This is a genomic window from Alteromonas sp., assembly GCF_984505615.1.
The window spans coordinates 14,332-38,391 of sequence record NZ_CFHOXV010000005.1 but is presented as its reverse complement, the minus strand read 5'-3'; the positions used below and the strand labels follow the sequence as shown (position 1 = coordinate 38,391).

The window sequence follows — 24,060 nt, the reverse complement described above, 5'->3', positions numbered from 1 at the left end:
GACGATTATGCCCTCTCCTCTAGTGCAGCGACTCACTGACGAACTCGGCTACGCCGGCGTAGATGAAGACAATTTCGACGCCTTTATCGAAAGTACCCCCTTTTGCGTTTTATTTTTTACCGAACAGCCAAAGCAGTTTCCCGAATCCAATGACGTTGCTGTGATCCTGCCGGAACTGATTAAAGCCTTCCCGGCCTTAACACCGGCAGTTGTATCCACCAGCCACGAACGGACGTTGCGGGGTCGCTATAACTTCCGCGCCTGGCCTGCTCTGGTGTTTCTGAAAGAAGGTAAATATCTGGGTGATATCACCAAAGTACGAAACTGGGACGAATATACCGCCCTGATCCCGGATATTTTAGCCAGGAAGCCTCAGCCTGATCCGGGGATCGGTACACCGGTAGTTTTTAATCCCGGTCCGGCCGGTTGCGGGCAGTAGGAGAAAAACAATGAATAATAATCAGATTCCCGTGATCAATGTCGGCACCGTACCTGTGGGTCCCGGCAGTCAGGATGAGGGAGACATGGTACTGGATTACATGAAAATGCCCGGTGCGATGAATACCTATGATATGCCGGTATTACCGGAAAGTGATGACATTAAAGCTTGTCCGCAGGCCGTGTTGGTTCTGGAACAATTACAACAGGGACTGGATCATTACCGTGAAGACAGCCGTCACCCTGCCATTCCGGTCAGAACATTACCGGCTGCTGACCTGCAGCTGCTGAATAATCTGTTAGGTGAAGGGGAAGTCAGTATACGCATTGAGGGTACTGAATCTCTGACCATTCAGGAAACGGTTATGGCCGGAGTATGGCGTGTCCGTTCTCATATTGGCGACGAACTGATTTCTGATCATCTTGAAGTTGCTGCCATCCCGGCGGCGGTGCAGGCGATGGCTTTCAGTCATGCAGAGCCGCTGGCCCCGAAACTTCCTTCGTTACCGGCGAATCTGCTGAATGCACCGTCAGTGCTGGTTGAGATCAACGATATATCAACCAGGTATACCCGTGGTGAGTGTCACGATGCACACGTCATCAACTTATCTTTATTACCGTTTTCCCCTGAAGATCACGGATGCCTGACGCAGGTAACCGGTACCGGACCTGTCACAATTTTATCCCGCGGGTACGGTAACTGCCGCATCACAGCCACCAATGTGGATTGCCTGTGGCGGGTACAATACTTCAACAGCACCGATCAACTGATTCTGGATACGCTGGAAATCGTCGATATTCCCGCTGTCGCCTGCGCAGCACCTGAAGATCTGGCGGACTCAGCAGAGCGGTTAAATGAAATCCGTGATGTACTGGTGTGAGGCGCTGATGACTTATCAAGGGTTTGAAGGAAGCTACCTGGGCGATGCCAGCCGGATTGCAGATGACGCCTGTCTGGAATGCAAAATTTGCTGGTACGTTTACGATCCGCAGCAGGGCGACGATATTGAACAAATTCCGCCAGGCACGCCTTTTACTGCTTTGCCTGAGCACTGGCGCTGTCCGCAATGCGACGGTGACAGAGATCAGTTCATGGTCACCGGAAAAGACTGATGACAGATCACCAGGATATTGAAGCATTTTACCGGCAGGCAGAATCTGCCATGCAGGATTTGCCCTTTTATAATTCTGCTCTGGACGTGTTTTGCAGTGAACAAACGGCAACGCCCTGTGGCCGGCAACTCTGTGTGGCAGTGACGCCCTGGTGTATGAATCTGGTGCTGACCGGAGATGACATTCCGTCAACCGGCGAACCGCTGCAAATTTCACTGCCTTCCGGCGACTACATGTTTACGGCAGCCAGTGACGGAAACGACGGGCGTTACGCTATTTGCTCTTTATTTTCTCCGGTGACGGAATTTTCCAGCCAGCAGGTGGCTGTACAAACAGCACTGGCAGCACTGAGCTGTGCCATGGACGGTGCCATGACAGACAGCAGGGAGCGACAAGCGCTGAGTACGGAAATAAAACGTTTCCGTGACGATATCAAAGCCGCTGAACCTGAAGTTGCCTCTGCTGAGGAAGCGCACTCAGTTTCCCGCCGCGCGTTTTTACGGGGAAAATTGTCAGGACATCATTCAGACGGGCAGACAGAACTGTGAGCCGTTTCAACGCCGGAGAAATTCAGGTAAATGCGACCTGGGAACAGGGAAGGCTGACGGCGATCTCCGTTGATAACACCCGGCCTCTTCACCTGCCGCTGTGGTTTCGCGAAAAACCTGTCTCGCAAGTGATCAACGCCATGCCGGTCATTTTTAATGTGTGCGCAGTCGCGCAAACCGTTGCCGCCCTTTCTGCAATTGAAGCTTCGATTGGTATTCAGGTACCGGAAGAAACACGGCAGGCAAGACAATTTCTGATCATGGCAGAACACGCCAGAGAGTCCGGCCTGAGTCTTTTGCAAAACTGGCTGCCTGAGCATGCCGTAATGATGCACAAGCTTACAGCCTGGTATACACGGTGCAGGGATACAGCAGGGTGGTCGCTGAAACTGGATGCCCGTCCGTCCCAAAGTGACAGCAGAGACATTGAGAGTCATATTGCCGCCCTTGAAACGCTGTTCATTGCCATGTTTCGCGCGCCGCTTGATGAACTTCAGGACGGCGGCGTACTGGCCGGCCGTGTTCAGCAGCATTTTCCGCAACTGACAGCTCTGTTTGACCGGCTGATGATCCCCACCGCAGCAGCTCCGCTGAATTTGCACGACGATGCCGTTTACCAGTCGGTGATGAAGCACATAAGCGATCAGCAAGACCGTCAGACATTTTGCAAAGCCCCCCATGTTGACGGAGAAGCAAAGGAAACCGGTTGCTTTGCCCGCTTTCCTGACCGTGATGATAAACTCGGAAATATCTTTGTGCGCCGTCTGGCGGCGCTGATTTTCGATATGTGCCGGCTCCCCCGTCACATGCGGGAACTCGCCGGTGAAGCAATTGAAGAAATCCGGCCCGGCGTGACCGAAACGGCCAGAGGTACCTTACTGCATCATGCTAAAGTGGTACGTCGTGACTGGCAATTTTATGTGGAAGACTATGCTATTGTGGCTCCCACAGAGTGGAACTTTCACCCGCAGGGCAGCTTATACCTGTCTTGCCATCAGGTAGAGATGAGCAGGCACGACACCACACAAATCATCGATACGCTGATCAAGCTTACTGACCCCTGTGTCAGTTGGAAAAGCGAGGTAACCTATGCATGAAATGTCAGTAGCAGAAGGCATTTTACAGGTGCTGGAAGAACAGGCCGTTCAGCAGCAATATAACAAGGTCAATACAGTGTGGCTGGAAATCGGTCCGCTGGCCATGATTGACAGCGACGCTCTGGCATTTTGTTTCGAAGCAGTGATGAAAAACAGCATCGCCGACGGTGCCACACTGCATATTATCAAGCTGCAAGGTAAAGCGTTCTGCTTACAATGCACAGAAACCGTCACCATCACCCAACGTTACGACAGTTGCAGTCACTGCGGGAGCTATCAGCTGCAGGTGACTCAGGGAGATGAAATGCGAATCAAAGAACTGGAGGTAGCTTAACCATGTGTACCGTATGCGGCTGTTCAGACGGCGAAACCAAAATTGAAGGTCATGATCATCACCACACTCATGATCATGGTCATCACACTCATCATCAACATAGCCATGCTCACAGTCATGCGCACCATGATCATCAACATGACCACCAGCATGAACATCACGATACCACGGGCGATAATCTTCACTTCGGTAAGGGGCCTGCCCACGCTCATGCACCGGGTCTCAGCCAGGCCCGCATGGTACAGATAGAACAGGATATCCTCGGCAAGAACGATCAATATGCCGCCCGAAACCGCGCAGAATTTACGGCGTCCTCTATTCTGGCGCTGAATCTGGTTTCAAGCCCGGGTTCAGGTAAAACCACTCTGCTGACTGAAACCATAAAACAACTGGATGGCCAGTTTCCCATGGGCGTTATAGAAGGCGATCAGCAAACGGCCAACGACGCAGACCGCATCAGAGAAACCGGTATTCAGGCGATTCAAATCAATACCGGTAAAGGCTGTCACCTGGACGCCCACATGGTGGGTCATGCACTGGAACACTTCGGGAACCTCACCGGCGGCATTCTGTTTATTGAAAATGTCGGCAACCTGGTGTGCCCGTCAGCTTTCGATTTAGGTGAAGCGGCTAAGGTAGCCATATTGTCGGTGACTGAAGGAGAAGATAAACCCCTGAAGTATCCGGATATGTTCCACGCTGCCAGCCTGATGCTACTGAATAAAACCGACCTGCTACCCCATCTGGATTTTGACGTGAACAAGTGTATTGAATATGCCCGCCGGGTGAATCCGGATATTCAGATCATACAGCTTTCAGCCCGCAGCGGTGAAGGCATGGATACCTGGCTTGCGTGGTTAAATCAGCACCGCACTTCACAGGTACGCCAACGTCTGGAAAAGTTGGAGGCGGAAGCATCTGGCCTTCGGGATCTGCTATGACCCCTTTTAATCAGGACCGGCCCTCTGTTCTGTGTGTTGACGATGAGCTGCGCTCTCTGGAAACGCTGGAACGGACACTGGATGAAGAGTTCGACGTATTTACCGCCGCAAACGCCGGTGAAGCCCTGTCGGTACTGGAGAATGAAGCGGTTCATGTGGTGCTGTGTGATCAGCGTATGCCCGGACGCAGTGGCGTTGATTTACTGACTGAAGTTCGCGATAGATGGCCTCAGGTGGGTCGTCTTATTCTGTCCGGATACACCGAGTCAGAAGACATTATCCGCGGCCTGAATGATGCCGGTATTTACCAGTACATCACTAAACCGTGGCACCCTGACAGCCTGATTTCAACCGTACGCAGCGCCTGTAATATGGTCAGCCAGCAGCAGGAAAACGGCCTGCTGAACATGGAAATGCGGCTCACCGAAACCCAGGTTGCATCCGGTCTGCAGCAGAAACGGGAAAAATTACAGCAAAATTTCCGGCTGGAAGGTATTAAACGCCATGCCGAAAGCCCCCTCAACGATGCCTGTCAGCAGGTAGAGAAAGTTGCCCCTTTCGATGTATCGGTGCTGATCAGTGGTCCGTCCGGAGCCGGTAAAGAGCTGTTTGCCAGAGCTCTGCATTACAACAGCCTGCGGGCAGACAAACCTTTCGTCGTAGAAAACTGCGGAGCGATGCCCGATGAACTCCTTGCATCGGAACTGTTCGGCCATAAAAAAGGCTCTTTCACCGGTGCAATTACCGACCACACCGGATTATTCGAACAGGCTGACGGCGGCACCATTTTTCTGGACGAGATTGGCGAAATCAGCCCGGCCTTTCAGGTTAAGTTACTGAGGGTTCTGCAGGAACGTGAGATCCGTCGTCTCGGTGATCAGCAACGGCGGAAAATTAATGTACGTATCGTCGCCTCAACAAACCGGGATCTGGAAGAGGAAGTCCGCGCCGGACGGTTCCGGCAGGATCTGTATTTCCGGCTGGCGGAAGTCACACTGACTCTGCCTGCTCTGGCCAGCCGGAAGATTGATATTCCGGTACTGGCAGACAGTTTTCTCAGTGCTGCCATGGCGCAGTTCGACAAACACGTCAAAGGTTTCAGCGATGAAGCGCTTAGCTGTATGTCTCGCTATCACTGGCCCGGCAATGTTCGGGAGCTTCAGAACGAAGTGCGCCGGATGCTGGTGATGGCCGAAGGTGAATGGCTGACTGCGGACTTACTGCAAAGCCGTATTCTGCGGGCCTCACCGGAAGCCGAACAGGGCGAACTGGAATTGCTGGCCAATCTGGACGGTACGTTGAAAGAACGGGTGGAAATGCTGGAAAAACGGATTCTGCGGGAAACGTTAATACGCCACCGCTGGAACAAAACCAGCGCATCGATTGAACTGGGGCTTTCCCGGGTTGGTCTGCGCTCCAAACTTGAGCGGTACGATCTCGACAAAGGCGATATCACCGGCCGCGCCAGGCATTAGGGGAAATTTATGTGTTTAGGAATTCCCGGCCAGATTGTTGCCGTTAACGAAGACGGCCACACGGGTCTTGTCAGTATTCTTGGCGTGAAACGCACTGTTAACCTGGGCTGTGTGTACACACCGGATCAACCACCGTCAGATGTGATAGGCAGCTGGGCACTTATTCATGTGGGCTTTGCGATGAGCCTGGTTGACGAGGAAGAAGCCAGCAGGACACTGGAAATTCTCAGTGAAATCGGCGAGCTACAGGAAGAGTTTGCCGCCTTTTCTCAGTCGGGGAGCACCGCACAATGAAGTATGTTGATGAATTCAGAGATCCTGAACTGGCAAAACAGATTTTAAAGCGGCTGCACGAAGTCATTGCAAGCATCCCCCGCGCAGCAGAACGTCCGCTTCAAATTATGGAAGTATGCGGCGGTCACACACACTCAATTTTCCGCTACGGCCTGGAAGGCCTGCTTCCTGAAGGAATCGAAATGGTACACGGGCCTGGATGCCCGGTTTGCGTACTTCCCATGGGCCGGGTGGATGATTGCATTGCTATCGCAGAACAGCCGGATGTGATCTTCACGACTTTCGGCGACGCCATGCGTGTACCCGGCTCGAAAAAGAGCTTACAGCAGGCCAGTGCTGAGGGCTGTGATATCCGCATGGTTTACTCTCCCATGGACGCGCTGGATATCGCCCGCAAGCATCCGGACAAACGGGTTGTGTTCTTCGGGTTAGGATTCGAAACCACCATGCCCGCAACGGCTTTAACACTGATGCAGGCCAAACGGGAAAATCTGCGCAACTTTTTCCTGTTTTGTAATCACATCACTATCATTCCTACGATGAAAGCCATACTGGACGAACCCGGTATGTCTATCGACGGCTTCTTAGGCCCGGGTCATGTGAGTATGGTGATTGGCAGACAGCCCTATGAGTTCATTGCATCAGAATACGACCGTCCGCTGGTTATTGCAGGTTTCGAGCCCCTGGACATTCTCCAGTCTCTGCTGATGGTTGCAGAGCAGCTCAGAGATGGCCGTGCTGAAGTTGAGAATCAGTATGCCCGTATTGTCCCGGACAAAGGGAATCTGCAGGCAATGAATGCTGTGAATACCGTTTTTGAAGTCAGAGACTTTTTTGAGTGGCGGGGCCTGGGCTCAATTGCAGAATCCGGTGTACAGATAAGAAATGAATATGCTGATTTTGATGCCGAACGGGCTTTCTCCGTGGCAACACTGAAAGTGGAAGATCCAAAATCCTGTGAATGCGGTGAAGTACTTAAAGGCAGCCTGAAACCATGGGACTGCGCGTTGTTCGGCAAGTCCTGTACACCGGAAACACCGGTAGGCGCATTGATGGTTTCAACAGAAGGGGCCTGTGCGGCCTATTACAGTTACGGCAAAATTGACGTTCAGCGGGCAGGCTAATCCGGTATGGCAGGTAATAAAGTAAACGCGACCACGATCACAATGGCACACGGTGCCGGCGGCAAGGCAATGCGCGATCTGATAGATGACATATTCGTCAGCACGTTCAGTAATCCCCATCTGGATACACTGGAAGACCAGGCCAGATTCGACTTACAGGGCCTCGCTGCCACAGGCGGCAAACTGGCCTTCACCACAGATTCCTACGTTGTCGACCCGCTGGAGTTTCCGGGTGGCAATATCGGCACCCTGGCGGTGAACGGGACTGTAAATGATCTGGCGGTATCCGGCGCGGTCCCAAAATACCTTTCCTGCGCCATGATCCTCGAAGAAGGCATGGAAATCGCGCAGTTACGCCGTATCGTGAATTCAATGAAGGAAGCTGCCAGTGCCGCAGGTGTACTCATTGTTACCGGTGACACCAAAGTGGTCCCCCGGGGGAAAGGCGATAAATGCTTTATCAATACTTCCGGTATTGGTGTTATACCGGACGGTATCGATATTTCTGCAAAGCATTGCCGGCCCGGCGATAAAATCATTCTGAACGGATACGCCGGCGACCACGGCGCTGCAATTCTGAATGCCAGAGGCGATCTGGCGCTGGATGTTGAACTGCACACAGACTGTCAGCCACTTCACGAACTGATGCAAACTATGCTGGCCGTTTGTCCCGGTATTCATGCTGTCCGTGACGCATCCCGTGGCGGCGTGGCCACAGTGCTCAATGAATTTGCTCAAACAGCCGGGGTGAGTATTACCCTGAATGATGACGCGATTCCGGTTCGGGAAGAAGTCAGGGGCGTTTGTGAAATACTCGGTCTGGACGCGCTTTATTTTGCCAATGAAGGCAAGCTGGTTGCTGCCGTTCCGGTAGACAAAGCAGATGCTGTACTGGAAGCCATGCGGGGTCATCCTGCTGGCAAAGATGCCGCAATTATCGGTGAAGTCACTGACGGCAAGCCGGGCAGAGTGGTGGTAAAAACCTTCTTTGGCGGTGAACGGATTATGGATATGCTGGTGGGCGATCAGTTGCCCCGTATCTGTTAGCAACTCTGCTGCAAATACCATTCAGGCTGCAAAAGCAGCCTGAATTCAAACCTTCAATGTGCTGAACAGAGCAGCTCAAAAAGCCATCATTCCCGCACCGGCACATGCTACTCCTGCACCCGCGATGTAACGCAGCGCGGTAAAGCGGCGGGCAAACAGAGCATGACAAAGTGCACCCGTTGCGAACAATGCGCCACTGGACAGCATAAACCCGGCAGCAAACGACAGGGACGATCCCGCCGTCGCTTCTGCTCCGTGAGCGATACCGTGAAACACGGCGAAGAAAGCGGCAAAAAAAGCTGCCGCAGGCATTGCCAGATGGCGATTACGTAATAACAGCAAGCCTGCGAACAGCACTGACGCAGCGATTCCACTTTCTACGACAGACGTGGCAATACCGGTCGCACCGGCAATAAAGCCAAGAACCAGCATTGCAAAAAATGTAGTAACCACACCGCGGATCTGTTCTTTTGCCAGTGAAGCACTCCAGAAGCCTACGGCCAGCATCCCTGTAAGGTGATCCCAGCCGGAAACCGGATGCAATAAACCGGCAAACAAACCATGGGTGTGGAAGTCGTGGCCAGTATGAGCAAAGGCCACAGAAGGCAATAAAACAGTCAAGGAAGCCAGTACACCGGCTTTGGCAATCATTTTCATGGGTTAACCTTTTCGTTCTTTTATTATGTATAGCGATTGGATGTGTGATTTCCCGTTATCAGGAAGTTATAGCAAACCGGATGCCAAACCCCTTTATCAGCCATAAGTTCGTTAAAGTCTTATCAGCAAAGGGGTTTCACAGAAAAAGAGAATATACCCGCAGAAATGGCCGGCAACTAACTTTCCGCATTTCACGAATAAAGGCCACCAGCTTACCGGTTGGGAGACTTACTTTGACAGGAAAGCAGACAACCGTTCAGCAGCAATATTCACCAGTCTTTGACGCGCCTCTTTTGCCACCCAGGCAGAATGGGGAGTGATAAGCAGATTAGGCAGACCGGTATTTAACAGGGGATGATCTGCCGGGGGCGGCTCTGTCGACAGGCCATCAAGTCCGGCGCCGGCAATGTCCCCGTTTTTCAGCGCCTGTAACAACGCCGCTTCATCAATCAGCGCGCCTCTGGCGGTATTAATAAGAAAAGCCGACGGCTTCATTTTACTCAGCCGCTGCGCATTGATGAGATGATAGGAATCCTCTGTCAGTAAACAGTGCAGCGACACCACATCAGCATCAGGTAACAAGCTGTCCAGCGACGGTCTGTCGTCATCCGGCTTACCCGGTCTGGCAGCAACCGTGACACGCATACCCATCGCTTTTGCCATTTCAGCAAAACGCTGACCAAGTTCGCCATAGCCCACAATCACCAGGTGTTTGCCCGCCAGCTCCATGGCCGGATGGTCCAGCAAGCAAAAGTGCGGCCCTGCAGACCACTTGCCGGCGTTAACATCGCGGGCGTAAGGGGCAAACGAGGTAGACAAATTTAACAGCAGCATCAGTGCATGCTGGGCAACGGCGTCAGTGCCGTAACCTTCCACATTGGCAACCTCGATACCTTGCTGCGCGCACCAGTCTTTATCAATATTATTGGTACCGGTTGCCAGAACACCTATGTACTTACATTGCTTTGCATGACGCAACACATCAGCGTCCAGCACCACTTTATTTACCAGAATGATATCAGCATCGTGCACTCTCTCCTTGCGCTCATCCGCTGTTGTGGTGGCATATTGTGTCAATGACACAGGCAGGTCAGTCAGGCAGGAAATATCAAGTTCTTCCGGCTTCAGCGTATCAGCATCCAGCAACACGGCCTTCATTCAGAATTCCTCCCTGATGGATTCCAGTGCGTCTTTGATATCAGCGGGAACAGGCACGGCATGATCGGTCTGCCGTTCAACATAAACATGGACAAATTGTCCGTGTGCTACGCGGCGCTTTGCATCGCCGGCATACACAGACAGCCCGTAAGTCACTGAACTGCGACCGACTTTAACCACCCGCAGCCCAACAAAAATACTTTCAGGATAGGAAGCGGGAGAAATGTACTGACACTGGGAACTCACCACATAAGCGACGATATCCCGCGAGGCATCCGGACAACGCTCTTTGAGAAAACGGCTCACACCGGTATCAAAGAAGCTGTAAAACGCCACATTGTTGATATGGCCATTTTCATCGTTATCCTGTAACCGTGTGGTTAACTCTACATGCCACGGGTAGTCACTTAATCCCGGTGTAAAATCCGTCATCCGTTCACTCCTTCTGCTTCGCAGCTAAACCACCTGCGGGCTTATGTGCGTCTAGGGCAACAACACCAGGTCGTCGCGGTGGACAATCACCTCTCCATAGTCATAACCGAGAATATGGCGGATTTGATTGCTTTTCTGCCCTTTTATCTGGGCCAGATCTTTGGCGTCGTAAAGTGCCAGACCTTTCGCCAGCGCTTTCCCGTCGCAATGCAGCTCCACTGCATCTCCGGCAACAAATTTACCTGAAATGCCGGTGACACCGGAAGGCAGCAAAGAAGCGCCACGGTCTGTGATAGCCCGGCGGGCACCCGCATCAATGTCGATGACACCGCGGGTTTTTAACGTATGGGTTAACCATAAAGATCGGGCGGTCTGACTGGACTGCCTTGCAGTAAATAATGTTCCCGGGCACTGGCCTTTGAGCAATGCATCAAAGACTTTGCCATCACGGCCGTTGACGATGAGCGTTTGAATACCGCTATGGGTACATTTATCCGCTGCCTCAATTTTCGTACGCATTCCGCCGGTGCCCATGGACGTTCCCGCTCCGCCGGCTAATGCATAGATGTCCGGCGTAATGGAATCAACAACAGGGATCAGAGTAGCTGAGGCATCTTTGCGGGGATCGGCGGTGTACAAACCGTCGATGTCCGAGCACATGATCAGGGTATCAGCCTGTGCCACCAGCGCAGTATATGCACCAAGATTATCGTTATCGCCGACTTTAAGTTCGGCCACCGCCACGGTGTCATTTTCATTCACAATGGGCAGCGCTTCATGTTTAAGCAGTTCGCGCAGGGTGTTTTTAATATTGACGTACCGGGTACGGTCACGAAGGTCATCCGCAGTCACCAGGATCTGGGCACAGGGACAGTCGAAAAAACGCTGCCAGTTCGCCATCATCTGCATCTGTCCGATCGCGGCCATGGCCTGTTTTTCGGCAATAGAAGCAGGATGGTTGATGGTTACCCGTCCCCGTCCGGCAGCAATACTGCCTGATGACACAACAATCACTTCTTTTCCTGCAGCACGGCTTTCGGTAATGAACCGCGCCAGGGGCAGTAAATACTTAGCACTGACATGTAAACCATCAGGTGCAATTAACGCGCTGCCGACCTTTACGACGGCACGCTGCCAGGTGAAATTACTCATGAAGATAACTGATAAACAAAGAGAGTTTGAGAATACTGCAAACCCATTCAGAAAAAAACGCATATCCGCGCTTTCCCAAAGAACAATTTGTCACACTGCAGTTTATTCTGATCTGAAACCCGCTGCCGTATGCCTCAGTTTGCGGTGAGACCGGAGCTATCTACGGCTAAAAACTGGCATCTGCGGGGGAAAATTCATTAAAATAGATGTTTGGACTTTAATGTCTTAAATAAGAAGGAAATTGAATGAGCACGCGACAAAAGCGACTGCTTTGGCTGGCTCCTGTACTGGGTTTACTGGTTCAGGCTCCGTTTGCCTCCGCAGCGATAAAACAAACAAAGGGCGACTTCGAAGATAAATTCAGACAACTCGACGAAGTACTTCCTACCCCTAACGTATACAGAAACGCTGCCGGTGAAGCTGGTCATCAGTACTGGCAGCAGCAAGTCGATTACGTCATCAATGCAAAACTCGACGAAGAAAAACGCCGCATTGATGCTTCTGAAAAGATTTCTTATCACAACAATTCACCTGACACGCTGAAGTATCTTTGGATCCAGCTTGATCAGAACAAGTTCCGTGATGATTCTATGTCAGCCCTCACCACTACCTTTGGCGGCATCGGTAACCGTGGTCCGGCGACTCAGTCAGCCAGCGGCGACAGCCCGGCTAAACTGAGTATGGGTGCACTGCGCCGTCAGCAATTCGTTGACGATCACGAACTGGGCTATCAAATTAAAGCCGTCGAAAGTGCCGGCAAAGCGCTGCATCACGTGATTGTAGGTACGCTGATGCGTGTAGACCTGGCAACACCGCTGAAGCCGGGCAAATCAGTCGATTTCACCATCGAATTCGGTTACAACATCGTTGAAGAAGACGCAGTCTCTGCCCGTTCAGGTTATGAACACTTCCCTGATGACGAACGCGAAGGCGGCAACGACATCTTCCTGCTGGCACAGTGGTTCCCCCGTCTGGCGGCTTACACTGACTACGAAGCCTGGACCAACAAAGAATTTATCGGCCGCGGTGAATTTACCCTGGAATTCGGTAACTACGATGTGTCTATGACCGTACCGGCTGACCACATTGTTTCTTCTACCGGTGTGCTGCAGAACCCGAAAGATGTACTTACCAGCACTCAGCGTAAGCGTCTGGAAGAAGCGAAAACCGCTGATCGTCCGGTCTTTATCGTAACCGCCGAAGAAGCGCTGGAAAACGAGAAAGAAGGCACAGGCAAAACCAAAACCTGGCGTTTCAAAGCAGACAACGTGCGAGACTTTGCATGGGCATCTTCACGTAAATTCATGTGGGATGCCAAAGGCGTAGAGCAGGACGGCCCGCAGAAACACGTTATGGCCATGTCTTTCTATCCGAAAGAAGGTGGTGATCTGTGGAAAAAATATTCTACAGAGTCAGTGGTGCATACGCTGGACGTATATAACCGTTTCACCTTCAGCTACCCGTACCCTACAGCCCAGTCTGTTAACGGCCCTGTTGGCGGTATGGAATATCCGATGATTTCCTTCAACGGCCCGCGTACTGAGTTACAGGACGATGGTTCACGTACTTACTCGCTGTCTGAAAAGCGCTTCCTCATCGGTGTGGTTATCCACGAAGTGGGTCACAACTACTTCCCGATGATCGTTAACTCTGACGAACGTCAGTGGACCTGGATGGATGAAGGCCTGAACAGCTTCCTGGACGGCGTTGCCGGCCGCGAGTGGGATCCGAACATTCCATGGGGTGTTGAACCCCGCGATGTTACCGGCTACATGAAATCTTCATCTCAGGTACCCATCATGACCCAGTCTGACTCGGTACTGCACCTGGGTCCGAATGCTTACACCAAGCCGGCAGTTGCACTGAACATTCTGCGCGAAACCATTCTTGGCCGTGAGCTGTTTGATTTTGCCTTTAAAGAGTATGCACAGCGCTGGATGTTCAAGCGTCCTACGCCGTCTGACTTCTTCCGGACAATGGAAGAAGCTTCAGGTGTCGATCTCGACTGGTTCTTCCGTGGCTGGTTCTATACCACCGATCACGTCGATATTTCACTGGACCGTGTGTACAAGCTGCGCCTGGACACGAAAGATCCTGACATCGACCTGGCCCGTCAGCGTGAAGCTGAAATGGAAAAGCCTCTGTCTCTGACCGACGAGCGTAACCGTGAAGAAGGCCGCAAGCTGTGGGTTGAGCGTTTCGACGACATCAAAGATTTCTACGATGACAACGATCAGTACACACCAACCAACAAAGACCGTAACAAGTACCGCGAATTCCTGAACAAACTGGAACCGTGGGAACGTGAAACCTTTGAGCGTGCTGTACGTGAAGACAAAAACTACTACGTCATGGACTTCAGTAACCTGGGCGGACTGGTTATGCCAATTCTGCTGGAAATGGAATTTGCAGACGGTACCAAACAGTCAATGCGTATTCCTGCTGAAATCTGGCGTCGTACACCGAAAGCCGTCTCTAAGCTGGTCGTGACTGACAAAGATAAAGAGCTGGTAAGCGTTACTGTGGATCCCCGCTGGGAAACTGCTGACGTAGATGTAGAAAATAACTACTACCCGCGCCGCATTATTCCTTCACGTATTGAAGCGTATAAAGCGAAGAAGAGCGAAGCCCGTACCTCAATGGATCTGATGCAGGACAGCAAAGCTGAACTGAAAACAGATGACGGAGAGGGTGATGACAACTAAGTCTCACCGCATGATTCAGTGGAGCCTTGCGGCTCTGCTGTTGATGGTTTGTCAGGCAGTCTCTGCCCATCAGATTAAAGCGGCAATCACCACGGTTCTGTTCAATCCGAGAACAGAAAATATTGAGGTGATGCACCGGTTTAATCTGCATGATGCGGAACATGCTGTAAAAGCACTTTTCGATAAGCGTGCAGATATTCTGGATGACAAAACCACTCAGCAGGCTTTCACTGATTACGTGATGGCCCGCTTTGCACTACTGAATGCAGATGGCGAAAGTCTGGGGCTGAAAACCGTAGGTTATGAAGTGGATGGTAAGTTTTTCTGGGTTTACCAGGAAACCGAACAACCACCGTCGCTGGAAGGTCTCAGTATCCGTCACGATGCACTCAGAGACTTGTGGCCGGCACAAATTAATACACTTAACGTGGAAGGACAGGGCGACGTAAAAACCCTGACATTCCGTGATAACGTGGAATTACTCAGTGTGGAGTTCGCTAACAGCTCTGCGCGCCACCACTAAAGTCTTATATCTTCACATTGACCCGCTTGCCCGTATTGCATCATAGTTAACCACACTGTTTTCGCGTTACGGGTAAGTGTTATGTCTGAAACGACTCCTCAAACCAACAGCTTCACTGACAAAAAGAATATTATGTGGGTGTTGCTATCCGGCGCTATGGCCATTCTTTTTGTTGCGCTGTTATTTATTCCGGGCGCCACCAGCCCCGACAGCACCCTTTCAATTTATGCCGCCATGCTATGGTGCGGTATTTTCTCCGCTACGGTTTTCCGTTATCTGGGCAAAAACGGCTGGACCGGATTTGCCGCAGGCAGTGCAGCAGGATTCTGTATTCAGCTCCTTTCTGCATTCGTGACAGTATGAGCGATGAGCCGGACGGCAAACCCGTCCCCTCTGGCAGGCTGTCGCGGGTATTAGGTCTGGGCTCTCTGGCTGGCCGTATAGCCGGCAATATGGTGACCAGTGGTGCCGGACAATTACTGAAAGGGCAGCGGCCGGCCATGGCTGACTTGTTGCTGACGCCGGCCAACATCACCCGCATAGCCGACAAACTGGCCACCATGCGCGGTGCCGCCATGAAAGTAGGGCAACTTATTTCCATGGACGGCGGAGATTTTCTTCCTGAAGAACTGTCCGCAATCCTTGCCCGTCTGCGGGAAGATGCCAGTCCGATGCCCAAAGTCCAGCTTACTGAAGTGCTGAGCAATGCACTGGGTGAAAACTGGCAGGATAATATGCTGTATTTCTCGTTTGCCCCTGTCGCCGCCGCGTCTATCGGTCAGGTCCATAAGGCCATCACCCCCGACGGCACAATGCTGGCGTTAAAAGTCCAGTACCCCGGCGTACGTGAAAGCATCGACAGTGATGTTGATAATGTGGCCACACTGGTTCGCATGAGTGGTCTTATCCCTAAAACGCTGGATATTGCACCGGTGCTGGAAGAAGCGAAACAGCAGCTTAAACAGGAAGCTGATTACCTGCGGGAAGCGTATATGCTGGACACCTACCGTTCCCGCTTGCAGGATGATGATGCGTTTATTGTGCCCCGCAGCTACCCGTCGCTGTGTACAGAAAATGTTCTTGCCATGTCTTTTGAAAAAGGGGATGACATAGAGTCGGTACTGCATCTGGAACAAGACCTGCGCAACGGGGTCATGAGCGCACTGATGCGGTTGTTTTTCAGAGAAGTCTTCGATTTTAAACTGATACAGAGCGATCCTAATCTGGCAAATTACCGCTATGACCCCGTTTCCGGAAAAATTATTCTGCTGGATTTCGGTGCCACCAGAGAAATTGCCCCGGCCATGGCTGAAGGATACCGTTCGCTGTTGCGCGCGGCGGCAAACAATGATGCTGACGCTATGCTCAGTGCGGCTTTGTCTATAGGACTTGTCACGAGTGAACATACCACTCAGCAGCAAACCAAAGTCGTTGAACTCGGCATGACCGCCTGTGAAGCGATACATGTTGACGGCAGCTATGATTTTGGTAACAGTGACCTGATAATGCGGTTACACAATATGGGTACCGCACTGACGTACCGGGAAAATTTCTGGCATGTGCCGCCGGCAGATGCCCTGTTCATTCACCGTAAACTGGGCGGATTATTCCTGCTGGCCAGACGGTTAAAAGTACAGATGAATCTACGCCAGATTGCTTCACCCTGGATTCAGTAGGGTAATGCCATAGTGAATGGTAACGCTACAGAATGTGACGCTTTCGGCGGGTTGCCAATCATCTCATCATAGGGGGTGTCATGCTTCATCACCGATTTTTCTACATGACAATGAGCGAACAACTCGCGGATCTGTCCGGCGCTGTAAAAACGCATGGGCTTATCTTCGTTATCGTAAACCAGTCCCGAACGCTGGCCGATGCAAATAAGTACCAGATATACGTTCATTTCGAATGACTGCACTTCAAGGTAATCAATTACTACAGGGTCGTTTTCGATATCGCGAAAGTAGAATTTGTTCATCGCTGCTCTCCGTTAACCTGTCTGAAGTGTACAATTACCATTCAGAAAGGACTACTTTTACGGACGGAATTCCCATTAAGATGTTGTAATGAAGCGCTCCGTTTTTTCGCATTTTTTCTGGTTATAACAAAGATAATGCGATCAAAATCAGGCTTTTCTGAGTAGAAAAGTGTTAGAAATGAGGAATTTGCTATTAGTACGGAACAAATTGATCCATTGATTCTCAAAACAGAGAACACATCTCTGGTAGTATGATAGCCGTGCTATCTCAGGACAGTTGAATTCAGCCAATTTCTGAGGCGAATGTCCTGAGGTAGCACGGGTTTATGATCCAGAGGGAACATTACAGGGTGAAAAGTTTATGAGTGATGATTCAGAGAAGAAAACGCTGGCGCCGCATATTTTAATTATCGCGGTGATTGTAGTGGTCATAATTGCAGTTCTTTTGTGGCCGTCGAAGGAAGAACCTGCACCGGTTACCGAAGAAGTGCCGGCAGAAGAAATGCCAGTTCTGCCTGATGAGCCGGACGATTTTCAGCCCGCCCCGCCACCGGAACCGGTAGATATTGATCCCGTTGACGAGCCGGAACCCATGCCGGAACAACCAGAGCCTGAACCGGAACCTCTGGATGTGTCAGATAAGGGCGTAGAAGAAGCCTTAAATGCTATTTCAGGTACGGAAGAAGCGAACAACCTGATTGTGAATGAGGGTCTTATTCAGCGCTTTGTTGTTACAGTGACCAATCTGGCCAATGATGAAATGCCGGCGGCCCAGCAGGTACCGTTAACCGCACCGGAGCAAACATTCAAAGTTTACCGTCAGGCTGATAAAGAGTGGATTGATGCTGCCAGCTACAAGCGTTACACGCCGTACGTCACCATGATGGAAAGTTTTGATAACGAAGCACTGCTTGACCTGTTCAAGCGCTACAAAGGGGAAATCCAGTCGAAGTATGACGAGATTGGACAGCCCGGCCAGCCGTTTGAATCTGTCGTGGTGGAAGCTATCGACCAACTGCTCGATACCCCGGAAGTACCTGTTCCGGTAGAAGTATACTCGGACTCAGTGGCCTACAAATATGCTGATCCGCAACTGGAAGAACTCAGCACGCCGCAAAAGCAATTGCTGAGAACCGGTCCGGACAATATGCGCCGTATTAAGGCGAAATTACGGGAATTGAAGTCTCTGCTTGCAGACGATGGATTTTAACCGGTTTCAGGCTCAGATAGAGTCGCACCCGTCAGATGACGGGTGCAACCTCCCTCCGGTAGAACAATGGCATCCGCCATTTTGCGGTAACATCGATATGTGCATCACTGCCTCCGGTGAATGGCAATATCAGCAATCTCCTGTTACACGATTATCCCTTGTCAGGCTTTTTTCCTCTGTTTTAGTAAAAGAAAATGACGATTATTTTCTGGTAACGCCGGTGGAGAAAGTCGGTATACAGGTAGAGGATGTGCCTTTTGTTATTATTCAGTGGGCAATGGAAGATAATCACCTCAGATTAACCACACAAACCGGTGATACATTCACTGTCAGCGCCTCTCATCCCGGCACACTGCGGGCTTCTTTAGACGGCACCTTTTTACCTTACGTGAATGTCCGCCGTAACTTGTGGGCCAGACTTCATCAGAATGTTTACTATCAGTTACTCAACGAAGCTGAGGAAAAAACAGCGCCCGACGGCACCACCCGCTTTACAGTTCAAAGCGGTGACTATGAGCTCATTCTCGGAGAAATCAGCGAATAACCTTTGCCGTACTGGCATCCGCACAGTCATTTCATTACAGTAGAAAACTCACACACTGATAACGATAATGACAATGAAAAAACTCTCTTTATGTATAACAGCCCTGTTGGGACTGAACACTTTACCTCTGCAGGCAGACACCCTCATTCATGCCGGCAACTTATTTTCCGCAACTGACGACTCTCTGCAAAGCCGGATGACAATTGTGGTCGACGGCAACAAGATAACCGCGGTGAAAAAAGGCTATATCAGCGCTCAAGACGGCGACACAGTGATTGACCTTAAAAATCATACCGTGATGCCGGGACTGATGGACATGCACGTTCACCTTTCCTCCCAGCAGGGCCCGTCTTCTTACATGGAACGCTTCACACTCAACGAAGCTGACTACACCCTGAAAGCGGCACACTTTGCGGAGAAAACCCTGTCTGCCGGCTTCACAACCGTGCGTAATCTGGGTGACGGATACAACGAAACCATCGCACTGCGAAAAGCCATTGATAAAGGTCTGGCGCAGGGGCCGCGTATTTTCTCTGCCGGTAAATCGATTGCGACAACCGGCGGACATGCAGATCCCAGTAACGGGATGGCACACAAACTTCGCCCTGATGTCGGACCGGAGCAGGGTGTTATAAACGGCGTTGCAGAAGCCCGCGATGCAGTGCGCCAGCGCTATCAGGATGGTGCTGACGTGATAAAAATCACTGCCACCGGCGGCGTTCTGAGCGTAGCGAAAAGCGGCCAGAATCCGCAGTTCATGGACGATGAACTGGAAGCCATTGTTGCTACAGCTAATGACTACGGCATGACAGTGGCTGTGCATGCTCACGGAAAAGAAGGTATGAAGCGGGCCATTAAAGCCGGTGTGACGTCTATCGAGCATGGTACTTACATGGACGATGAGATCATGGATTTGATGAAAGAACACGGCACCTGGTACACCCCGACTATTCTCGCCGGCGAGTTTGTGGCTCAGAAAGCGAAAATCGACGGATTCTTTCCGGAACTTGTCAGACCCAAAGCGGCCGCCATCGGCCCGTTGATCCAAAACACCTTCTCCAAAGCGTATAAAGCGGGTGTAAGCATTGTGTTTGGCACTGACAGCGGCGTTTCAGCACATGGCGATAACGCTCAGGAATTTGCACTGATGACAGAAGCCGGCATGCCTGCTGCTGAAGCATTGCGCAGTGCCATGGTTTCACCGGCGAAACTGCTGAATATCAGTGATGAACTCGGTACTATCGAAAGCGGTAAACTGGCCGACATCATTGCAGTTGAAGGTAATCCCCTTGAGGACATCAGGGTGATGGAGAAGGTTGTCTTTGTTATGAAGGACGGGGCAATCTTCAAACAATAACGGAAGATTATGCCCATAACGAAAAAGTTAAAACGTACGACGAAGAAAATGGTGGATTCCAGGCACATGCTGAAAGGCATTACCCTGGCGTCATTTCTGGAATCTACCATCGTACCTGTGCCCCTGGAAGCGATCCTCATACCGCTAATGCAGGCAAGAAGAGAAAAGCTCTGGAGCATTGCCCTGATGGCCACTCTGGGGTGTGTTATTGGTGCATTATTCGGTTATGCGCTGGGGTATTATCTTTTCGATTTAACCGGCGACTGGATCATTAACACTTTTTCTGACCCGGAACAGTTTAAGCAAGTTTCAGCTAAAATGGAGCAGCAGGGGTTCTGGTTTGTACTGACGCTCGGGATTGCCCCCATTCCGTTTCAGATAGCCATGCTGGCAGCGGGTGCAACAAAATACTCCCTGCTGTTGTTCTTACTGGCCACGGTCATCGCCAGGTCCATACGGTATTTTGGTCTGGCAGTGGCGGTATATGTTGCCGGAGACAAAGCTGAAGCGTTAATCAGGCGATATAAAACGAAAGCAATACTGGCACTGACTGCTGTCGTGCTGTTGATCTGGTATATCACTACATTGTTTTAACCGGGCAACAGCATTAAATTTAATTTGATAATAATTCTCATTTGCATTAATTTTAATTCAGGAGGTGCGTATGATGAAAACCCATTATCTTAGCCCGGAATACTGGAAGTGGCTGCAATCCCACCCGGAGCATGCCCGCAACCATTTTACACAAACCAGTCAAACTGCGCTGGAAAAGGCAAAGTCCGGTGAAATGGAATCCGCCCGCCAGACAGCAGGGGAAGCTTATGAGATCGCGCAGGCGGTATTGCTTTCTTTACAGGCACCGGAAACCTCCCCGGCCGCACAGAGAAAAGATTTGACCGCTTATGGTGCTGCTGCCATACAGCTTGCACGCAGCCATGCTGCTACAGGCAATATTGAAGATGCGGCCACCTGTCTTGATGCGGCATCACAGCAAATCTATGCGCTGGCCCCGCTGTTTGCATTACACCCTGAGTTACTGACGATGCTGCAACAAATCACGTTTTCACTGCAGAAAGGGCTGGCCTTCTACCAACGGCAAACATTATCTTCAAGGGTACTTCACTAGTGACCTTACCGGTGGACAGCCAGTCATCCACAACCATAACGCTGGAAGTGGATATCAGGCTTCTGAAGCATATGCTACGGCAGAGGATTCTGCACATCAGCGATCTCCGCTGCCAGTCTCATGATGACAAAGTGCGCTTACAGCGGCTCTTACTTCAGGCCATCACGGAAAGCCATTAATTTTAGCAACAGATAAATCGCTATCAGCAGTTATTTGCGTATTCAAATAATATAGGAAAAATCTTGCGGGTTTTCCCCCTGCCAGCGTAACGAATACCGGATAAGATACTGTGATCGCTTCAACTACTATCAGCTATATTGCCCGCGCCGGATATGGTGCAAAAACCGTTGTTTATATTCTTCTTGGTATCTTCGTTATAACCACAGCATTTACGTTTCTGCAGTCTGAAGAACCCACTCAGGACCATGTTTTCAGAACTCTCCTGGAGCAGCCTTTTGGATGGTATCTGCTGGCCGGCGTAGTGTGCGGGCTCGTTTGCTATATGTTATGGCGTCTTATCCAGGCCTTTCTGAATACCGAGAACCTGGATATGTCAAAAGCCGGCGATGTGATCACCAGAGCTTTCTTTGTATTATCAGCGACGATTTACGGAGTCGGGGCCTTGGGTGCAACCAAAGTGCTCATTGGTACCGGTAATTCAGAGCAAGACAGCAGTAAACAGGTTTCACAGGAATTAATGCAGCAGGCGTGGGGAGAATGGCTGGTTGCTGCCATCGGTACCGGTATTCTGATATTTTCTTTCATCCAGCTAAAGCATGCCTGTAAAGCCGATTTCATGGAAAAATTTAATACTCATCATATGCGGGACAGTGAGATTCATATCAGCCGTATTGCCGGCAGACTCGGCTATCTCGCGAGGGGAGTTGTTTACATCTTGGTAGGTGCTTTTTTTATTCAGGCGGCAATTGAACTGGATCCGTCAGAGGCCGGTGGACTTAAAGAAGCATTCAGCACTATTTTAAATCAGCGGTACGGGCAATATGGACTTGCCGCGACAGGTGCCGGTATAGCCATGTTTGGCATTTTCTGTGGCTTTGAAACAATTTACCGCATCACGCCGGGAAACCGGTAACAAAAAGCCGGCGTATCACCGGCTTTAAAAACAGTTTGTATGAGACGACGGCTACAGCCCTTTCTTAATCAGAAACTGATAGGGCAATGCATCAGTCTGGCTTGCCACCAGCGTGTGTTGCATAAACCGGCAAAACCCCGGGATATCCCGCTCTGTTGCCGGATCATCGGCGGTGATCAGAACCGTTTCACCTTCTTCCATTTTCCGCACTTTCAGACGCACCATCATCACAGGTTCCGGGCAACGGAGGCCCAGTGTGTCCAGTTCGTGATCCGGGCTGGCGAAGAGCGGATTATCCGATCCCATATGACTCACGGTACTGACGGATTGACGCCATGTGCTCTGCGTGCGCACCGGTTTCTTCCAGATAAGCAATTACGTCATTCAGAGACACGATGGAAACAACCTGTGTACCAAAATCACGTTCCACTTCCTGAATAGCAGACAGCTCGCCTTTACCCCGTTCCTGGCGATCCAGCGCAATCAGTACACCGGCCAGTGAGGCACCGTTCTGAGCAATCAGCTCCATTGACTCACGGATAGCTGTTCCGGCCGTGATCACATCGTCCACCAGCATAATGCGGCCTTCCAGCGGGCTGCCAACAAGATTACCGCCTTCACCGTGATCTTTCGCTTCCTTACGGTTAAAGCAATAAGGCACATCCATATCATGATGATCAGCTAAGGCTACTGCTGTGGTTGTGGCAATAGGGATCCCTTTGTAAGCAGGGCCAAACAGTACATCGAAGGCTATGCCGGAATCCGCCAGTGCAGCTGCATAGTAACGACCCAATTTGGCCAGATCGCCACCTTTGTTGAACAACCCGGCATTAAAGAAGTAAGGACTTGTACGGCCTGACTTCAGGGTAAACTCGCCAAATTTCAGCACGCCACGGGCGATGGCAAACTCAATAAATTCTCTTTTAAACGCTTTCATCTGCTCTCCTTACGCAAGAGACGCTTTCTGAACATCAAACAGTTCACGCAGGCCATGCTTAGCGATATCCAGCATTTCGTGCATTTCATCAAAGGAGAACGGTTCGCCTTCCGCCGTTCCCTGGATTTCAATCAGCTTGCCGGTTTCCGTCATTACTACGTTCATGTCGGTTTCGGCTGCTGAATCTTCGGTATACTCCAGGTCAGCAATCGGCGTACCTTCGTAAATACCCACAGACAATGCTGCTACCATGAATTTAAGCGGGTTAGTTTTGATAATGCCTTTAGCACGCATGAAGGTAAGGGCATCTACCAGTGCAACACAGGCACCGGTGATAGAGGCGGTACGTGTTCCGCCGTCAGCCTGAATAACGTCACAATCCAGTGTTATTGTGTTTTCGCCAAGCAGTTTCAGATCAAGTGCCGCACGCAAAGAACGTGCAATCAGGCGCTGAATTTCAAGGGTACGGCCGCCTTGTTTACCACGAGCTGCTTCACGCTGGCTGCGGGTATGCGTTGCCCGCGGCAGCATGCTGTATTCAGCCGTTACCCAACCCTTTCCCTGACCCTTCATAAAACGCGGTACACCTTCTTCCACCGTCGCAGTGCAAAGTACCTTGGTATTACCGAATTCGACTAAAACCGAACCTTCAGCATGACAAGTGTAATTGCGGGTAATCGTAACGGGACGGATCTGACTGGCGGTTCTGCCGCTTGGACGCATAGGAGTCTCCTGAGAAAAGGTCATAAATCTGTATTTTTTAACAGGCGCAAGTAT

The 24,060-nt window shown here is 51.0% G+C and carries 29 protein-coding genes; 21 read left to right on the top strand and 8 right to left on the bottom strand.

Annotated elements, in window-relative coordinates:
* Positions 1-7 precede the first annotated feature (7 nt).
* From AC4PME_RS05210 to hypE, 11 genes are read left to right on the top strand one after another with little or no spacing between them, the layout of a single operon-like run.
* Complete coding sequence (locus AC4PME_RS05210; RefSeq protein WP_491044846.1) at positions 8-439, top strand: hypothetical protein; 432 nt, start codon at positions 8-10, stop codon at positions 437-439.
* 10 nt (positions 440-449) lie between these two features.
* On the top strand, positions 450-1,319 hold the full coding sequence (locus AC4PME_RS05205; RefSeq protein WP_491044847.1) for a hydrogenase expression/formation protein: 870 nt from the start codon (positions 450-452) through the stop codon (positions 1,317-1,319).
* Positions 1,294-1,551: a rubredoxin gene (locus tag AC4PME_RS05200; RefSeq protein ID WP_491044848.1), complete on the top strand. Its 258-nt coding sequence runs from the start codon at positions 1,294-1,296 to the stop codon at positions 1,549-1,551. Before AC4PME_RS05205 ends, AC4PME_RS05200 begins: the two co-directional genes overlap by 26 nt.
* The gene (hybE, locus tag AC4PME_RS05195) at positions 1,551-2,099 is read left to right on the top strand and encodes a [NiFe]-hydrogenase assembly chaperone HybE (protein WP_491044849.1); all 549 of its coding nucleotides are present in this window, start codon (positions 1,551-1,553) and stop codon (positions 2,097-2,099) included. The genes AC4PME_RS05200 and hybE overlap by 1 nt, the downstream gene beginning before the upstream one ends.
* Entirely contained in the window at positions 2,096-3,196 is a 1,101-nt protein-coding gene (locus AC4PME_RS05190) for a hypothetical protein (RefSeq protein WP_491044850.1), read from the top strand. Before hybE ends, AC4PME_RS05190 begins: the two co-directional genes overlap by 4 nt.
* Entirely contained in the window at positions 3,189-3,530 is a 342-nt protein-coding gene (gene hypA, locus AC4PME_RS05185) for a hydrogenase maturation nickel metallochaperone HypA (RefSeq protein ID WP_491044851.1), read from the top strand. The genes AC4PME_RS05190 and hypA overlap by 8 nt, the downstream gene beginning before the upstream one ends.
* A gap of 2 nt (positions 3,531-3,532) precedes the next feature.
* Positions 3,533-4,471 carry a hydrogenase nickel incorporation protein HypB gene (gene hypB, locus AC4PME_RS05180; RefSeq protein ID WP_491044852.1) on the top strand — a complete coding sequence of 313 codons (939 nt, stop codon included), beginning with the start codon at positions 3,533-3,535 and terminating at the stop codon, positions 4,469-4,471.
* Positions 4,468-5,946 carry a sigma-54-dependent transcriptional regulator gene (locus AC4PME_RS05175; protein ID WP_491044853.1) on the top strand — a complete coding sequence of 493 codons (1,479 nt, stop codon included), beginning with the start codon at positions 4,468-4,470 and terminating at the stop codon, positions 5,944-5,946. Before hypB ends, AC4PME_RS05175 begins: the two co-directional genes overlap by 4 nt.
* Before the next feature lie 9 nt (positions 5,947-5,955).
* Complete coding sequence (locus tag AC4PME_RS05170) at positions 5,956-6,240, top strand: HypC/HybG/HupF family hydrogenase formation chaperone (RefSeq protein WP_491044854.1); 285 nt, start codon at positions 5,956-5,958, stop codon at positions 6,238-6,240.
* The gene (hypD, locus tag AC4PME_RS05165; RefSeq protein ID WP_491044855.1) at positions 6,237-7,364 is read left to right on the top strand and encodes a hydrogenase formation protein HypD; all 1,128 of its coding nucleotides are present in this window, start codon (positions 6,237-6,239) and stop codon (positions 7,362-7,364) included. Before AC4PME_RS05170 ends, hypD begins: the two co-directional genes overlap by 4 nt.
* 6 nt (positions 7,365-7,370) lie before the next feature.
* Positions 7,371-8,411, top strand: coding sequence for a hydrogenase expression/formation protein HypE (hypE, locus tag AC4PME_RS05160; RefSeq protein WP_491044856.1), 1,041 nt, complete (start codon positions 7,371-7,373; stop codon positions 8,409-8,411).
* A gap of 75 nt (positions 8,412-8,486) precedes the next feature.
* Here the strand turns inward: hypE and AC4PME_RS05155 are convergent, their stop codons facing one another.
* The 4 genes from AC4PME_RS05155 to proB all read right to left on the bottom strand — a co-directional run bounded on the left by AC4PME_RS05155 (position 8,487) and on the right by proB (position 11,810).
* Complete coding sequence (locus tag AC4PME_RS05155; RefSeq protein ID WP_491044857.1) at positions 8,487-9,068, bottom strand: HupE/UreJ family protein; 582 nt, start codon at positions 9,066-9,068, stop codon at positions 8,487-8,489.
* Between the two features lie 228 nt (positions 9,069-9,296).
* Positions 9,297-10,226, bottom strand: coding sequence for a D-2-hydroxyacid dehydrogenase (locus AC4PME_RS05150; protein WP_491044858.1), 930 nt, complete (start codon positions 10,224-10,226; stop codon positions 9,297-9,299).
* A complete protein-coding gene (locus AC4PME_RS05145) occupies positions 10,227-10,658 on the bottom strand; it encodes an acyl-CoA thioesterase (RefSeq protein WP_119503180.1) in 432 nt (143 codons plus the stop codon).
* Positions 10,659-10,709: 51 nt separating this feature from the next.
* Positions 10,710-11,810, bottom strand: a complete 1,101-nt coding sequence (gene proB / locus AC4PME_RS05140) for a glutamate 5-kinase (protein WP_349590869.1) — start codon at positions 11,808-11,810, stop codon at positions 10,710-10,712.
* 245 nt (positions 11,811-12,055) lie between these two features.
* Between proB and AC4PME_RS05135 the strand changes: the two genes are divergently transcribed.
* From AC4PME_RS05135 to AC4PME_RS05120, 4 genes are all read left to right on the top strand, one after another.
* Positions 12,056-14,515, top strand: a complete 2,460-nt coding sequence (locus tag AC4PME_RS05135) for a M1 family metallopeptidase (RefSeq protein WP_303572496.1) — start codon at positions 12,056-12,058, stop codon at positions 14,513-14,515.
* Positions 14,516-14,525: 10 nt separating this feature from the next.
* A complete protein-coding gene (locus tag AC4PME_RS05130) occupies positions 14,526-15,038 on the top strand; it encodes a DUF6702 family protein (RefSeq protein ID WP_119503567.1) in 513 nt (170 codons plus the stop codon).
* Between the two features lie 81 nt (positions 15,039-15,119).
* Entirely contained in the window at positions 15,120-15,401 is a 282-nt protein-coding gene (locus AC4PME_RS05125; RefSeq protein WP_491044859.1) for a hypothetical protein, read from the top strand.
* Entirely contained in the window at positions 15,398-16,714 is a 1,317-nt protein-coding gene (locus tag AC4PME_RS05120; RefSeq protein WP_491044860.1) for an ABC1 kinase family protein, read from the top strand. The genes AC4PME_RS05125 and AC4PME_RS05120 overlap by 4 nt, the downstream gene beginning before the upstream one ends.
* Here AC4PME_RS05120 and AC4PME_RS05115 read toward each other — a convergent pair.
* Positions 16,708-17,016: a DUF6482 family protein gene (locus AC4PME_RS05115; protein WP_303572498.1), complete on the bottom strand. Its 309-nt coding sequence runs from the start codon at positions 17,014-17,016 to the stop codon at positions 16,708-16,710. The genes AC4PME_RS05120 and AC4PME_RS05115 overlap by 7 nt on opposite strands.
* A 361-nt stretch (positions 17,017-17,377) precedes the next feature.
* Here AC4PME_RS05115 and AC4PME_RS05110 point away from each other — a divergent pair, with 361 nt between their 5' ends.
* The 6 genes from AC4PME_RS05110 to AC4PME_RS05085 all read left to right on the top strand — a co-directional run bounded on the left by AC4PME_RS05110 (position 17,378) and on the right by AC4PME_RS05085 (position 22,346).
* Complete coding sequence (locus AC4PME_RS05110) at positions 17,378-18,226, top strand: DUF3014 domain-containing protein (protein ID WP_119503185.1); 849 nt, start codon at positions 17,378-17,380, stop codon at positions 18,224-18,226.
* Positions 18,216-18,770, top strand: a complete 555-nt coding sequence (locus AC4PME_RS05105) for a DUF1285 domain-containing protein (RefSeq protein ID WP_474842415.1) — start codon at positions 18,216-18,218, stop codon at positions 18,768-18,770. The genes AC4PME_RS05110 and AC4PME_RS05105 overlap by 11 nt, the downstream gene beginning before the upstream one ends.
* A 73-nt stretch (positions 18,771-18,843) precedes the next feature.
* Entirely contained in the window at positions 18,844-20,127 is a 1,284-nt protein-coding gene (locus AC4PME_RS05100) for a metal-dependent hydrolase family protein (RefSeq protein WP_491044900.1), read from the top strand.
* A 9-nt stretch (positions 20,128-20,136) separates the two neighbouring features.
* On the top strand, positions 20,137-20,721 hold the full coding sequence (locus AC4PME_RS05095) for a YqaA family protein (protein WP_491044861.1): 585 nt from the start codon (positions 20,137-20,139) through the stop codon (positions 20,719-20,721).
* Positions 20,722-20,791: 70 nt separating this feature from the next.
* The gene (locus AC4PME_RS05090; protein WP_491044862.1) at positions 20,792-21,253 is read left to right on the top strand and encodes a hypothetical protein; all 462 of its coding nucleotides are present in this window, start codon (positions 20,792-20,794) and stop codon (positions 21,251-21,253) included.
* 289 nt (positions 21,254-21,542) lie between these two features.
* Positions 21,543-22,346, top strand: a complete 804-nt coding sequence (locus tag AC4PME_RS05085) for a DUF1206 domain-containing protein (protein ID WP_491044863.1) — start codon at positions 21,543-21,545, stop codon at positions 22,344-22,346.
* A gap of 51 nt (positions 22,347-22,397) precedes the next feature.
* Here AC4PME_RS05085 and tusA read toward each other — a convergent pair whose 3' ends face one another.
* Genes tusA through rph form a run of 3 tightly spaced genes read right to left on the bottom strand, consistent with a single transcriptional unit; the run spans position 22,398 to position 24,006 of the window.
* Positions 22,398-22,652 carry a sulfurtransferase TusA gene (gene tusA, locus AC4PME_RS05080; protein WP_119503191.1) on the bottom strand — a complete coding sequence of 85 codons (255 nt, stop codon included), beginning with the start codon at positions 22,650-22,652 and terminating at the stop codon, positions 22,398-22,400.
* The gene (gene pyrE / locus AC4PME_RS05075; protein WP_119503192.1) at positions 22,639-23,283 is read right to left on the bottom strand and encodes an orotate phosphoribosyltransferase; all 645 of its coding nucleotides are present in this window, start codon (positions 23,281-23,283) and stop codon (positions 22,639-22,641) included. The genes tusA and pyrE overlap by 14 nt, the downstream gene beginning before the upstream one ends.
* 9 nt (positions 23,284-23,292) lie before the next feature.
* Positions 23,293-24,006, bottom strand: a complete 714-nt coding sequence (gene rph / locus AC4PME_RS05070; protein ID WP_119503193.1) for a ribonuclease PH — start codon at positions 24,004-24,006, stop codon at positions 23,293-23,295.
* Positions 24,007-24,060: the final 54 nt, after the last annotated feature.

Excerpts from the sequence above, each read along its gene's own strand:
- AC4PME_RS05210 (WP_491044846.1), top strand. The coding sequence starts at position 8 with ATGCCCTCTCCTCTAGTGCAGCGACTCACTGACGAACTCGGCTACGCC.
- AC4PME_RS05205 (WP_491044847.1), top strand. The coding sequence starts at position 450 with ATGAATAATAATCAGATTCCCGTGATCAATGTCGGCACCGTACCTGTG.
- AC4PME_RS05200 (WP_491044848.1), top strand. The coding sequence starts at position 1,294 with ATGAAATCCGTGATGTACTGGTGTGAGGCGCTGATGACTTATCAAGGG.
- hybE (WP_491044849.1), top strand. The coding sequence starts at position 1,551 with ATGACAGATCACCAGGATATTGAAGCATTTTACCGGCAGGCAGAATCT.
- hypA (WP_491044851.1), top strand. The coding sequence starts at position 3,189 with ATGCATGAAATGTCAGTAGCAGAAGGCATTTTACAGGTGCTGGAAGAA.
- hypB (WP_491044852.1), top strand. The coding sequence starts at position 3,533 with ATGTGTACCGTATGCGGCTGTTCAGACGGCGAAACCAAAATTGAAGGT.
- AC4PME_RS05175 (WP_491044853.1), top strand. The coding sequence starts at position 4,468 with ATGACCCCTTTTAATCAGGACCGGCCCTCTGTTCTGTGTGTTGACGAT.
- AC4PME_RS05170 (WP_491044854.1), top strand. The coding sequence starts at position 5,956 with ATGTGTTTAGGAATTCCCGGCCAGATTGTTGCCGTTAACGAAGACGGC.
- hypD (WP_491044855.1), top strand. The coding sequence starts at position 6,237 with ATGAAGTATGTTGATGAATTCAGAGATCCTGAACTGGCAAAACAGATT.
- hypE (WP_491044856.1), top strand. The coding sequence starts at position 7,371 with ATGGCAGGTAATAAAGTAAACGCGACCACGATCACAATGGCACACGGT.
- AC4PME_RS05155 (WP_491044857.1), bottom strand. The coding sequence starts at position 9,068 with ATGAAAATGATTGCCAAAGCCGGTGTACTGGCTTCCTTGACTGTTTTA.
- AC4PME_RS05150 (WP_491044858.1), bottom strand. The coding sequence starts at position 10,226 with ATGAAGGCCGTGTTGCTGGATGCTGATACGCTGAAGCCGGAAGAACTT.
- AC4PME_RS05145 (WP_119503180.1), bottom strand. The coding sequence starts at position 10,658 with ATGACGGATTTTACACCGGGATTAAGTGACTACCCGTGGCATGTAGAG.
- proB (WP_349590869.1), bottom strand. The coding sequence starts at position 11,810 with ATGAGTAATTTCACCTGGCAGCGTGCCGTCGTAAAGGTCGGCAGCGCG.
- AC4PME_RS05135 (WP_303572496.1), top strand. The coding sequence starts at position 12,056 with ATGAGCACGCGACAAAAGCGACTGCTTTGGCTGGCTCCTGTACTGGGT.
- AC4PME_RS05130 (WP_119503567.1), top strand. The coding sequence starts at position 14,526 with ATGATTCAGTGGAGCCTTGCGGCTCTGCTGTTGATGGTTTGTCAGGCA.
- AC4PME_RS05125 (WP_491044859.1), top strand. The coding sequence starts at position 15,120 with ATGTCTGAAACGACTCCTCAAACCAACAGCTTCACTGACAAAAAGAAT.
- AC4PME_RS05120 (WP_491044860.1), top strand. The coding sequence starts at position 15,398 with ATGAGCGATGAGCCGGACGGCAAACCCGTCCCCTCTGGCAGGCTGTCG.
- AC4PME_RS05115 (WP_303572498.1), bottom strand. The coding sequence starts at position 17,016 with ATGAACAAATTCTACTTTCGCGATATCGAAAACGACCCTGTAGTAATT.
- AC4PME_RS05110 (WP_119503185.1), top strand. The coding sequence starts at position 17,378 with ATGAGTGATGATTCAGAGAAGAAAACGCTGGCGCCGCATATTTTAATT.
- AC4PME_RS05105 (WP_474842415.1), top strand. The coding sequence starts at position 18,216 with ATGGATTTTAACCGGTTTCAGGCTCAGATAGAGTCGCACCCGTCAGAT.
- AC4PME_RS05100 (WP_491044900.1), top strand. The coding sequence starts at position 18,844 with ATGAAAAAACTCTCTTTATGTATAACAGCCCTGTTGGGACTGAACACT.
- AC4PME_RS05095 (WP_491044861.1), top strand. The coding sequence starts at position 20,137 with ATGCCCATAACGAAAAAGTTAAAACGTACGACGAAGAAAATGGTGGAT.
- AC4PME_RS05090 (WP_491044862.1), top strand. The coding sequence starts at position 20,792 with ATGATGAAAACCCATTATCTTAGCCCGGAATACTGGAAGTGGCTGCAA.
- tusA (WP_119503191.1), bottom strand. The coding sequence starts at position 22,652 with ATGGGATCGGATAATCCGCTCTTCGCCAGCCCGGATCACGAACTGGAC.
- pyrE (WP_119503192.1), bottom strand. The coding sequence starts at position 23,283 with ATGAAAGCGTTTAAAAGAGAATTTATTGAGTTTGCCATCGCCCGTGGC.
- rph (WP_119503193.1), bottom strand. The coding sequence starts at position 24,006 with ATGCGTCCAAGCGGCAGAACCGCCAGTCAGATCCGTCCCGTTACGATT.